This is a genomic window from Pseudomonas sp. LBUM1647, from assembly GCF_059716175.1.
This window is the reverse complement of the sequence record NZ_CP166809.1, coordinates 182,563-194,293: the sequence shown is the minus strand read 5'-3', so window position 1 is coordinate 194,293 and position 11,731 is coordinate 182,563. Positions and strand designations below refer to the sequence as shown.

General features: G+C 58.2%; 8 protein-coding genes. 1 reads left to right on the top strand and 7 read right to left on the bottom strand.

Going from position 1 to position 11,731, the window contains the following annotated elements:
• Nucleotide 1: 1 nt before the first annotated feature.
• The gene (locus tag ACA059_RS00840; RefSeq protein WP_129439513.1) at nt 2-562 is read right to left on the bottom strand and encodes a YbhB/YbcL family Raf kinase inhibitor-like protein; all 561 of its coding nucleotides are present in this window, start codon (nt 560-562) and stop codon (nt 2-4) included.
• A gap of 139 nt (nt 563-701) precedes the next feature.
• Here ACA059_RS00840 and ACA059_RS00835 point away from each other — a divergent pair, with 139 nt between their 5' ends.
• Nucleotides 702-2,231, top strand: coding sequence for an FAD-dependent oxidoreductase (locus tag ACA059_RS00835; protein ID WP_497632339.1), 1,530 nt, complete (start codon nt 702-704; stop codon nt 2,229-2,231).
• A gap of 84 nt (nt 2,232-2,315) precedes the next feature.
• On the opposite strand, the gene ACA059_RS00830 is transcribed toward ACA059_RS00835, so the two are convergent.
• The 6 genes from ACA059_RS00830 to ACA059_RS00805 all read right to left on the bottom strand — a co-directional run bounded on the left by ACA059_RS00830 (nt 2,316) and on the right by ACA059_RS00805 (nt 11,543).
• Nucleotides 2,316-3,266, bottom strand: a complete 951-nt coding sequence (locus ACA059_RS00830) for a transposase (RefSeq protein ID WP_497632338.1) — start codon at nt 3,264-3,266, stop codon at nt 2,316-2,318.
• Nucleotides 3,267-3,453: 187 nt separating this feature from the next.
• The gene (locus ACA059_RS00825) at nt 3,454-4,071 is read right to left on the bottom strand and encodes a hypothetical protein (RefSeq protein WP_497632336.1); all 618 of its coding nucleotides are present in this window, start codon (nt 4,069-4,071) and stop codon (nt 3,454-3,456) included.
• Between the two features lie 326 nt (nt 4,072-4,397).
• Nucleotides 4,398-5,366: a hypothetical protein gene (locus ACA059_RS00820; protein ID WP_497632334.1), complete on the bottom strand. Its 969-nt coding sequence runs from the start codon at nt 5,364-5,366 to the stop codon at nt 4,398-4,400.
• Nucleotides 5,363-8,647 (bottom strand): toxin VasX, encoded by a 3,285-nt coding sequence (locus ACA059_RS00815; protein ID WP_497632333.1) that lies wholly within the window; start codon nt 8,645-8,647, stop codon nt 5,363-5,365. Before ACA059_RS00815 ends, ACA059_RS00820 begins: the two co-directional genes overlap by 4 nt.
• Entirely contained in the window at nt 8,644-9,477 is an 834-nt protein-coding gene (locus ACA059_RS00810; RefSeq protein WP_497632332.1) for a DUF4123 domain-containing protein, read from the bottom strand. The genes ACA059_RS00815 and ACA059_RS00810 overlap by 4 nt, the downstream gene beginning before the upstream one ends.
• A complete protein-coding gene (locus ACA059_RS00805; RefSeq protein WP_497632331.1) occupies nt 9,474-11,543 on the bottom strand; it encodes a type VI secretion system Vgr family protein in 2,070 nt (689 codons plus the stop codon). Before ACA059_RS00805 ends, ACA059_RS00810 begins: the two co-directional genes overlap by 4 nt.
• Between the last annotated feature and the right edge of the window lie 188 nt (nt 11,544-11,731).

The following is an 11,731-nucleotide window of genomic DNA, read 5'->3' as shown; positions in this document are numbered from 1 at the left end:
TTCAGCGGTGATAACGCCGCACAACACTGCTGTTTTTCAGCACATGGCCTTTGATTTTTTCCAGTAGCTGCGCGCGTGTCAGACCGGCGGGCAAAGCTTCCGGCGCCAGGTCCAGGGCATAGAGCTGGATGATGTAGTGGTGCGCACTGTCGCCGACCGGCGGGCAAGGACCGACATAACCGGTGGTGCCTTTGCTGTTGGTGCCACCGACACCTTCAAGGGCGGATTTTGCGCCGACGCCGGCGGCAATCTGATGAGTCGTGGCTTTGATGCCGTAATGCACCCAGTGATCAACGCCTTGGCCTTTTTGGCCGTCAGGATCGTGCATGACAATGGCGTAACTGAGGGTGCCCGCCGGGCCGGCGTTCCAATTCAAGGCCGGTGACTGGTTGTGCCCACCACAATTGGGCGCATCGCTGGCGGCAGCCGAGGTGAACAGTCGATCGTCGGTGACACCTGGGATGTTCAGGGTAAAACGCTCCTGGGCCTGCGCCGGAAATTGCACGCAAAGGGCGACTGCAACGGCCGCCAGCCAAGGGTTCAGAGAGGTCAATCGGGTCATACCGGAGCACCTTGTGCGGGTGGGGCCGTCGTCGGCGTGCAAACTATAGCCGGACCGTTCATTCGGTGGCAGCGGGAATTGGCTGAACCTCCAGATAAGCACCAAACTCTTAATTGAAACGCCTGCCTGGAGAGTGAACATGGCACTGCACCGCGTTGCCCGCTTCGCCGATGTGTCCGAAACCCGGGGCCTTGAAGTCCAGATCGCGGACACGAAAATTGTCTTGCTGCGGGTAGGCGATCATCTGCGCGCCTTTCAGGGCGAATGCCCCCATGCCGGGGCGCCGCTGGCCGACGGTGCTCTGTGCAACGGTCGTTTGATCTGCCCGTGGCACAAGGCTGCGTATCGGATCGAGGACGGTGCGCTGTGCGAACCGCCGGCCCTGGACAGCCTCAAGCGCTATCCGCTGGAAGTGCGCGATGGCGAGGTCTGGGTCGACGATCAGCCGATGTCCGACGCTCATACCCCACCAGCGGACGACGAGCGAACCTTCGTGATCATCGGTGCCGGTGCGGCAGGCACGGCGTGCGCGGCGGCGTTGCGCGAAAAGGGCTTCGGTGGCCGGGTGCTGTTGATCGACCGTGAAACCGACGCCGGTTACGACCGCACGGTCTTGAGCAAATTCGTAATTGCCGGGGAGATGCCGCCGGAAGAAGTCCCACCGCTGCGTGATGAGAGCTTTTACCGCGAACAGCGCATTGAGCGAATAAACGCTGAAGTGACGAGCCTGGACGCCGTGAACAAGACGTTGCGCCTGGCGGATGGTCAATCGCTGAGCTACGACGCTGCCCTGCTCGCCACCGGTGGCACACCCAATCCGCTTACGCTGCCTGGCGCCGAACTGCCGCAGGTGTTCGTGCTGCGTTCGAAGGACCAGGCGCAGCGGATTCTGGACTCGGCAAAACCCGGCCAACGAGCGGTGATCATCGGCGACAGTTTCATCGCCATGGAATCCGCGTCCTCTCTGCGTCAATACGGCCTGGACGTCACCGTTCTGGCCCGTCACGCAGTGCCTTTCGCCAAACAGTTTGGCGAGGCCGTCGGCAAGGCGATTCGCGCCCTGCACGAGGCCAACGGCGTGGTGTTTCATACGCATGGCAACGCAACGCACGTCGAAGGAACGACCAAGGTTGAAGCGGTACGCCTGGACAACGGTCAACGTTTACCGGCGGATCTGGTGTTGGTCGGCATTGGCGTCAGCCCGGCAACCGGCGCATTCACCGGCCTTCCCCTGGAAAAAGACCAGTCGCTGAAGGTCGACGGCGGGATGCGCGTGACCGATGGGCTTTGGGCCGCCGGTGATATCGCGACCTTCCCGCTCAACGGCCAGCCCCAACGAATCGAACATTGGCGCCTGGCACAACAACAGGCACGGATCGCGGCGATGAACATGCTCGGCGGCGACGAGCATTACCTCGACGTGCCGTATTTCTGGACCTGGCACTTCGGTAAAAACTACGACTACCTCGGCCACGCCGCGACCTGGGATGAGGTCGAGTTCAAAGGCGATCCTGACCATCCACCCTTTATCGGCCTGTTCGGCAAGGACGGGTTGGTGGTCGCCGCGGTGGCTTGCGATGAAGAACGTGCGATAGCGATGCTCGCCGAACGGATGAAACAGCCGTTGACGGTGGATGAGGCGTGGCGGTTGATTCAGGATGTTGGCTAGACGCCATGATTTACAACGGGCCTGAAATGCTCTCGTTGGCGTCCGACCTGCCCTGAGCGGTGGAAAGCTGACGATCATTGGTCTTCAACTCACGAACCTGCCTTTACGCGTCCCTTGCGGATAGATCGAGCGTGTTGCCTTGTCCAGATAACCACCCTGGCGCACAAAACTGGCCACTTCATTGTGCCGACGACTGCGCATCCAAGTGATCCATCCCAACAGTTCAGGGTGCCCCAACGCTTCGATCAACAACAAAAACTGCTCACGCCAGCGTGTACTGCCGCCGATGCCCAACCCTGAGCGCCGTTTAAGGTCCTGGATGCTCTGGCCATCCATCACCCCTTTCACGAAATCGACCCAGAGATCGGGCCGAATCATCCCGACCAGCGGTGTCCCGGACAGAATGGAGAAGCAGGTCACGCAGGTATCGCACTTGAATTTCGGGCGTATGCCTTTAATTCGATAGGTCCGCGCTCCCCCGCACCTGTGGCATGTCGCGTGCTGTGCATTGAGCGTCGTCTCGATCCAGGTGACGACCGCTTGCTGTTGCGCCGCGAGGTGCTCGGGTGGTTGCAGGTTTTCCCGGTAATGGCGTGTCGTCCACCACTGATGCAACTCCGGACACTCCTCAGCCATCACCTCCCCGACCGCCTGCCCCCAGTTGAAGTAGACCTTTGGAGTCACTTCCAAGCGCGACGCTATCTGGACGCTGGACCAACCGGCCAGCAGGTACACAGCAAACGTTGACCACAATTCCATCCGATGCATGTTCGCAAAAGGTGAATCGCTCAAACTATTGCAGCTCTTGCGGCAAGAGCGGCAGTAGTAACGCGGGAGCCGTTGTCGGCCGCGATTGTTATGCAGGGTCACGTTAGTATTGCCACACCACGGGCAGTACCGCACGGGTCGATATGACAATTCGTGCACATAGCGGATCAACCGATCGGCGTCGGGGCGCAGGTTTGCCGGGAGGCACACGTCGTAGTCCGGTAGATCATCGTGTCCGGGGATGGGGAGTGAGGGGAGTTGGGTCATGATTGTCTCTACGTCCTTTCCCTAAGCAACGCCTGTTCCGTTTGCTCAGTCAGTTCAGCGTTGCGTTTGGTGATGGCGGCTTCCAGCTCAGAGGAGCGTTTGGCCCACTGTTCCGGGGGTGACCACTCGATGATGTCGAGGCAGGTCGAAACTTCGATTGCAGTACAACATCATCACAACTACCAACTCACACTAGAAACTTCCTGAGGCTTCTTACAGGGAAATTTATTTCACTCAGCGACAATGTAAAATCATTTAAAAAACGATTTAACTCAGCCTTACTCAAAGACAAAACAAAACGAAATTGCTTTCCGTCATTTGTTTCAATTACAACACCACGATCCCGAACCCAGAGCCACCCATCTTGAACATAGCCTGAAACGGATCTAATGCCGGCGATAGATAGCACGTGCATAAATCGCTCTGAACCCAGCGACATTTCGACAGAAACGCCTGCCGAGCTGAAACAAACACTCAAAACTTTCTCAATGAGATTACTATCGATAGACTTACCCTTACTCTCAGACCACTCCACAACCACAATGATTACTGTCATAACGAGAAGTAACGCACCTAAACCAAGCATCGAATATGCAAAAACCTCAGAATACCGGGGCACCAAAAAGAAACGCACAATGGCGACTGCGAACACCAGAAAACCAAACATTACATAGGTAGTTGCAACCATTAACCTCCACCACAAAGAGCATGCTATTTCAGATGCCATTTCAGATAGCACTTCAGATGACAACTTAGGATAACGATAGGTCTTCTCTATGTAACTCAATGGAATTATCACACTCACTTCAACTTCTCCGCTTACAAAATCAGTTAACAACATTGTTAAAGTAAAAAATTACCGCAACACAAACCACCCTCCAGCTACTGCACTTCATCCCACTGTCTGTCCGACCTCAAAATTTTATAATCGCCGCTCCAATGCCAATGAAAGTTTGGCACCCTGCTCGGGGGCATACGGTAATGACAATTCGTCGATTTTCCTTGGAAGGCATTCGCTGACAGGTGCTACAGCGCAACCATTTAGGCGTCATATCGCGCCAAGGACGGAGTGGCATGTAGGGGCTGAGCGGGCTGTTTTGATCAGATTCCCGCAGCCTTGAATACTCGCCTTCAAGCTAACTCTCGCTCGGAGTGAGCGACTAGTTCAGCCTCGCGTTTGGCTATGGCTTCTTCCAGTTCCGGGGAGCGTTTGGCCCACTGTTCCGGGGGTAATGGTTTTGACCATTCGATGATGTCGGGATAGAGCAAATCGGGCGGCGGCGATAATTTCCATTCTTGCAACATCATTGCCAGTGGGGCACCCAGAAGCACCGCGCCAATTACCAGCCACAGCGCTTTGCCGATTTCCTGCGCTACCAAGTGCTGTCTGATGCCATCTAAATATGCGCAACAAATGCCCCAAAAGACGCTTCTGCCCCGCAGCTTTTCTCGTCCGCCCTCAAAGTCATTTGTGATTGGCAGAACCTGCGGCCCAACTTCCATATAGCTGCGCATGCACTCCCACAACGCCATGGCCGTGGTGCCGCCACCACAGTTGAAACCCAGCGAAAAATGCTTGTTGTCTTCCTTGGCCAGCGGGTCCGGGTTTTCGAAACCGATGATCAGTAAACCCATCGTGGCTTTACCGGCCTGACTGACCGACGAGTGCTGGGTGGCGGCGGCCGTCACGGTTTCCCATGGGACGATCCAGTACTCGCCATTGTCGCGGGGGACGCAGACTTCGCGGCGTTGACGATTGAAGCGCACCGGCAAAGGGACTTCGCGGAAGAGGCCTTGGATCAAAATCAGTGTAGGAACGCCCAAAATAACCGCCCCTAGGATCAAAACACCTTGGCTGTATTCAGGGTCAAGATTTCGAGTGAAGAAAGATATGGCTAAAAACACCATCAGCGTCGGCCACATCACCATCACCGCCGAACCGATGCTGTAGTTACCAACATCCAAAAACACGTCGTTCTTGCGCCAAATAGTATTGAGAACGTCCTGCGGTTTTTGTCCGGTAGGTATGGGCAACGGCGCCAGGTAGTCATTGCGCGAAAATATCCTTTTTTTCGTGGTGCCTGCCTGTGGCGTGCTCATGCTTTGTCCTTGGGTTGCAGGTAAATAGCGCCGGGGTGGTCCTCGCCGAGCGGGTAATTCGGTACACGATCCAGCTCAGGCGTCGGGTCCGTCCACAGCGCTATCACGCCCGTTGAGTCATTCAGGGTAAAGGCAAGCCCTCGCTCGCCGCCGATAAAGGTGCGGGCGCCGAGCATCGCGGTCAATGGTGTGCGATAACGCAACCGTAGGGAAACGGTGCTGGGTGGTGTCCTCAATACATTTGGCAGTGTGTTAAACGGGCCACTCAGGCGTAAGCCCTGACCTTCCTTGAACGGTATCCACTGACAGACGCTGCTGGACAACCAGTGAGGCGTCATGTCTCGCCAAGGACGCGGTGGCTTGAAATTATCAGTACGGCTGTTTTTGATCAGATGACGGTAGCCCTGGGTATCCTCCGGGTCACCGACCATGCTCAGTTCCAGGTAGACACTGCCGGGCTCGGCCCCCGGCAAATCAATGGTCAGGGCATTAATGGAACTGACGGAAGTCAGCCCGGATGGGCCATTGCCACTGCCCACCACCGAGCTGCTTTGCATGCTGACCCGAGGTGCATAAAGAATGAAGTACAGCCGGTCGAGTTCGTCCTGCTGAGCTTTGGGCGCGATAGGTTCCAGATCGATAGCCCGCGCTTTTGACCAGCAGCAGAAGTTCAGGAAGTTTTGCAGCGGGGTTTGCTTCGAGAGCGTGGTGATCAGGTGCAGAACACCCAGCCCGAGAATGAGCCAGTTCAACGGTCCCATGTACAGCGTGTAACGCAAGATGGCGGCGTCGGCTGTTATTGAGCCTGCCAAGGCGCGGGCAGTGTAGCCAAACCCTAACAGCGCTTGGGCGCCGAAGGCCGCTACTTGCCCACCGACCACGATCTGGCGCATCTCCAGCCACGGGTCGACTCGGTTTTGGGCGCTCTCGAGTTGTATTTGCAGGGATTTGAACTCTGCGAATGCCGCAGCGGCCGACAACCCGCCAATCACCCCACCAAACAAAGTAAGTGTTGGAGCAATCCCGGCCCTACCATCAGGCAGCCGTAAGGACATTTCTTTGACCCCAAACCCCTTCCGCACCTGGTTATCAACCACCGCCACCAACGCCGCCGCATACAACGTCGCCGAAGCCGTGTCACGAACCCGCCGGCTGTCCATCCCCTCCAACACCCCGGCCTCTCTCAAATAGTTATGCGCATTCAGCACGTTCAACAGCAACGCCGCCAACGGCACCACCCCTCCGCTATTGGCCACAACTGGCGAACTAACAATCCGTCCCACACGCCCCGCACCAATGGCCTTCCCGGTCGTCTTCGCCCAGTCGCCCAGTGCTTCGGCCTGTTGCCCCAACAACTTCCATACCTGCCGACCGTTCTCGATGACAAGCCGTAAAGGCGTATTACTGCCCAGTCGGGTGGCGATGAGGACGCCCATCCATGAGCGGCTGAAGGCGCCGTCAGCCTTGAGCAACAACAGCGCCGCCGCCAGACGGTTGACCAACATACTCCATTGGCTGCTGACGTCTCGGGCCATGGCCGCGATGTCGTCCAGAACCGCTGCGCTCAACGGCGCCAATGCCTGATGGGTGGCGCTGATGTTGTCGGAGGCCAGTGCCGCCATCAACTCGCCCAGGCGAGAGGTGTTGTTAACGGCCGCATCGATCGAGGGGGTCCAGGCGTTGAACAGTTGTTTCAGCGCTCCGCCGTCAGCGGCGCGCACATAGTCGGCGTATTGCTCGGCGCCCTGGGCACGGAGGCATTGGGCGGTCAGGCAGCCGGTGGCCAGCTCGGTCAGCCAATGCCGCGTTTCAAGGTCGTGGTAATCGACAAACCAGGTGCCGCTGAGCGAGCGGTTGAGGTACACGCCCCGGTCGGCAAACAACGCGGTGTGACGTTGCTCGATCTGTTGGTAGTGCGCCGCTGCGGTCTGCGCGAACCAGGTGTTCATCGCCTTGAGGTCGATGTATTCGCCGACCTTGGCGCTGAACGCGTGATTGTTGAGATTCGCCTGCTTTTCGGCGCGGTATTCGCGGACGACGAATTCCACTTCGTTGTACAAGTCCGCCGGAATAAAGGCCCGCACCGGGGCGACAATGGCCGCGATACGCACATCGCGGGCGGCGGTTTCGGCCTGAGTGGGCTGACCGCCGTATTGACGGGCCCGGGTTTCGGCCTTGAGTTCCTCATCCAGCCGATGCTGGGTGTCGAGCATGACTTGGCCCTGTTCGGGCGTGAGGGTGATATCGCGATCCTTGTAGCGGTAGCTGATGGACCCGGCCAGTTCGGCACCATCTTCAGAGATCAGGCTGCGCACAAACCCACCGATGCTCAGCCGCACGTTGTTATCACCTAGCCACTTTTCGTGACTCGCCTCGGCCCACTCCTGCTCGTAGTTGATGTCCCGTAGCACGCCCAGATCGTCATCCAGGCAGGCGAACACGGGAAACAATTCCTTGGCTTCTGCCTTGGCGCTGTCCAGCCAATCCTGAGTGCCCTGACCGTCCCATGGTTCGGCGCTCCACTCGCCCGGCGGTTGATCGCCGACCTCGGGGTGTTGGGCGAGGACTTTTTCACGCTCACGGGCGCCATGCATGGCGTCGGTGTAGGCCTTGATGTTGACCGGGGTCGGTTCTTTCATCAGCGTTGCACCCAGCGCTTCGATATCCTCGGCGCCCCTTAGCTGGTCCACTTTCATGGACCGGGCGAAGATGTCGGGGATGAGTTCTGCCATGACCTGAGTGGCGTTGTCCAGCGGCGGGCAATGCTTGGCTTGCAGTTCATTGGCCACGGTGCGCAACGCCACGTGGCGCATGTGTTCACGACGCTTGACGCTGCTGTCGCTTAGCGATTGGCAGTGCTCGGCGTTCAGAGGGAACTCGCTGTAGAGCATCCAGGCATCGTGGACTTTTTGCAGGGCCAGCCCCGTCAGGGTAGCGTCAAGCACCGGTGTCGCGTCAGCGTTCAGTGCCTGTTCTTTGAGCTGGCCATTCGGCGAGACGGCATACCGTTTGAGGGGGCCTTTGTCCTGCCATAGATAAACAAACCCGGTCCGCAGGCGTCGTGCCGCCATAGGGCGGCTTTGCGTGGTCACGCCGGGAACGCAGCTGGGGTTCTCGGCCTTTTCCTCAGCCAAGGCATAACGCACGGGCACGACGAAAATTTCGGCCTGGCTGGCTGGGCACGGCGTAAGCGTACTGTTGATATCGGCATGAGGCTGCGCCTTGGCGGCGCGTTCGGCCTGAGCGGCTCGGTCGATCATCGCCAGTTTTTCTGCGCTCATACGCCGGACTCCTTGCCGATGAGCTGCTGACGCGTCAGTTCGGCATTCAGGTTATCCAGCCGTTGCTCGGGCGATACACCGGGCTCGGCCAATATGCTCCGGTAAGCGTCGTGACCCGGTGCATCGGGAAAGTCAGTGCCCAGCACCGCGTGGAAACGAGCCCAGAGCAGGACTTCATCGATGGCGCTGTAACCGTGACGACCAGCACGGTGCTGGCAATGAGAAGCCCACTGTTGCAATGCAAAGTCGTCCAGCCCTTGCAGGTGTTCGGAAAAGTACTGTTGGCAATGCTCGATCAACCGTTGAGCGAAGCGCTGTCGTTGGGCGGTGCCCAAGTGCTCCAGTTGCTCCGCAGACAGGAACAACCAAGGCTCATGCGCAAACTGTGCAGCGGGTTGATCCGGGGTTTCTTGATGAATATCCAGTTCCGGGAGCCGGATCAGTCGCACCGGCCCCATCAAGCGATCACGCTCGTGGGTTGGCAGATCCGCTAGCCACAAAGCCGCGATACGAGGGTCGTGGTAGCGGAATAAGACTGTGACATCCCCTTCGACACGAACGTGAATCAGGCTACGTAGATGCTCAAGCACTACAGCTTCTTGCGCCTCTGACTCTAGCCAGACACCACATGTCGCGCTCCAATCCCGAAAAAAGGTATGAGCCAGCGGGCTATTGGGAGAAACAGGCACCAAGACCGGTCCAGCTTCCTCCAACGGGCTATAGGCGGTTGTCTGATAGAGCGATTGAAACGTCGTGCTCCCCAGCTCAAACAGACGCTCAGGCAGACGCTCAATCTGGGCGCGATCCAACAGCAGGTAAGCCTGACTCATGCCGTCATCTCCGCCAGTTTTTGACACACGGCACAGATCGGTGCGGCCTGTTGTGCCGCCTGAGTCAATGCCAGTTTTTGCGCGGCCAGTGATGGCGCAATCAGGGCCTGTGGCGCCACGGGGGTCAATGAGCGAGCTGCCTCCGGAGCCATCCCGGCCAACGGCGCCCCACCCTCGATAATGGCCACACTGCTGAAAATTCCGCCCGAGTTGATCACGATGTGATGACCGCCAGCCTTGAGCGTCAGGCTCATCCCCGCATCGACCACCACGTTGGCAGCGCTGACGTGAGCCTGCGAACCGGCCTGGATCACCAGCGTACCGCCGGCCGTCGTACTGCTATTACCGGTGATGGTGATCAGTTCATTGCCGCCGATCACCGTGTTGCGCACGCCTTGGGTGGTGTGCAACTCGTCGCCCTTGATCAGGCTGGCGCTGTGGTTGTCCACCTGTTCGAAACGGTCGTTGCTGATCAGGCTGTGGCTGTCGCGGGTGATCTGCTCGCGACGGTCGTTGCCAATCTTGGTGTCGCTGTCGTTGAGGATCAGCTGTTCGAGGTCGCGTTGGGCGCGCAGGTAGATTTGTTCCTGCCCGGCACGGTCCTCAATCGACAGTTCGTTGTAACCACCGGTGTGCGGAGAGCTGTGGCAACGCAAGACGGTTTTGGTTTTGTGCTCGGGCAACGAATACGGTACTGAGGTGACGGTGTTGGCCACACACCCGGTGATCAACGGTTGGTCGGGGTCGCCTTCCAGGTAGGTGACGACGACTTCCATGCCAATGCGCGGGATGGTCACCGCGCCAAAGTTTTCTCCGGCCCAACTGGAGGAAACCCGCAGCCAGCAACTGCTTTTTTCGCTGTTGAGTTCGGCCCGATCCCACGGCAGCTCGACCTTCACACGGCCAAACTCGTCGCAATAGATCTCCTCGCCAACCGGTCCGGTGACGCGGGCGGTCTGGCTGACCAGCACGGTTTTGCGTGGGCGCATCGGCGGTCGGTAGAGCACGTCCCAGGGAATGGCGCGGAAACTGTTGCGATAGCCTTGGGTGAAGCCGTCTTCGGGTTTGACGTCGCTGGTGACGGCCTCTTCCAGTGACTGAGGCTGTTTGCCAGCATGCGTCACGCTGAGCAACAGCCACAAATCGTTGCAGGTTTTACGTGGGTGTTCGGTCAGGTCGAACAAGTGACCGCAGCGCAGCGTGGGCTGATCGCTGTTGCCCTCAGCCAACTGGTAATCGGTGCGGTGCCGCTCCAAGGCCTGGCGGGCGAGCTGTTTGCCGCGTTTTTCGTTCTCGATGAACACCGGGTAACGATAGTCTTCCAGCTCTGGGCTGAACTCGGCGGTGAAGCGGCTCTCCAGCAACAGGCTCGGGCGTTGAAAGTCGTAGTACCGGCGCGTGGTGGTGCTGGTGCGGGTGCGGAAACGCATGGAAAACTGGCTGACCACCGGGTGCTCTGCCACCATGCCGGAGTCTTGCTGATAAGGGGTTTCGCCCAGTTTGGGGAAGTAGGTCTGATCGTCGGTGAACACCAGCAGATGACCGTCTGGCGAATGCTGGTGATGCCAGGCGATGCCGTCCTCGGCGCATAGACGCTGGACTAGCTCGAAGTCATTTTCCCCATACTGCGTGCAGTATTCGCGTTCGGGGCTGGTGCTGACATGGAAGGTAAAGGCATCGGCCTGAATGCCGTGGCCTTTGAGCACCTGAGCAATAATCTGCGGCACCGTCAGCTTCTGAAAAATCCGCTGATTGTGGCTGAACTGCAAGTAGTGCAGCGCCGGTACCAGGGTCAGGTGATACCGGGTCAGGCGTTTGCCGGCCTCACCCACGAATACGTCTTCGATACGGCCATGAAGGCCTTCGCCGTTAAGACCGAACTGGAGAAAGGCGGGCTGACTGAGCAGACTTTCGAGATCGAAATCCGGGTGTTCGCTGACCAGTTCAACCTGGATCGCGTACAAGGCGCTGATGGCCTCAACACCGTCAAAGGCGAGCACTTTGAAATCGTTACGAACAGCGGGGATGTGCAGCGCGAAGTGCGCCGTATTGGCCGAACCGAACATACGCTTATCCTTAAGCAAAGAGGAAATGAAGCGCGATGTCCAAACCGTCCATGGTCTGTGCACGCGAAATTGGCGGGCACGTTAGCAACGGGGAAAAAGGATTAATGTCGGAAGGGTCTTCGAATACCGTCAGACCTTTCCGTTCTTCAGAAAATTGGGCGTCACTCCTTGTCCCGCTTCAAACGCCA

Excerpts from the sequence above, each read along its gene's own strand:
- ACA059_RS00840 (WP_129439513.1), bottom strand. The coding sequence starts at position 562 with ATGACCCGATTGACCTCTCTGAACCCTTGGCTGGCGGCCGTTGCAGTC.
- ACA059_RS00835 (WP_497632339.1), top strand. The coding sequence starts at position 702 with ATGGCACTGCACCGCGTTGCCCGCTTCGCCGATGTGTCCGAAACCCGG.
- ACA059_RS00830 (WP_497632338.1), bottom strand. The coding sequence starts at position 3,266 with ATGACCCAACTCCCCTCACTCCCCATCCCCGGACACGATGATCTACCG.
- ACA059_RS00820 (WP_497632334.1), bottom strand. The coding sequence starts at position 5,366 with ATGAGCACGCCACAGGCAGGCACCACGAAAAAAAGGATATTTTCGCGC.
- ACA059_RS00815 (WP_497632333.1), bottom strand. The coding sequence starts at position 8,647 with ATGAGCGCAGAAAAACTGGCGATGATCGACCGAGCCGCTCAGGCCGAA.
- ACA059_RS00810 (WP_497632332.1), bottom strand. The coding sequence starts at position 9,477 with ATGAGTCAGGCTTACCTGCTGTTGGATCGCGCCCAGATTGAGCGTCTG.
- ACA059_RS00805 (WP_497632331.1), bottom strand. The coding sequence starts at position 11,543 with ATGTTCGGTTCGGCCAATACGGCGCACTTCGCGCTGCACATCCCCGCT.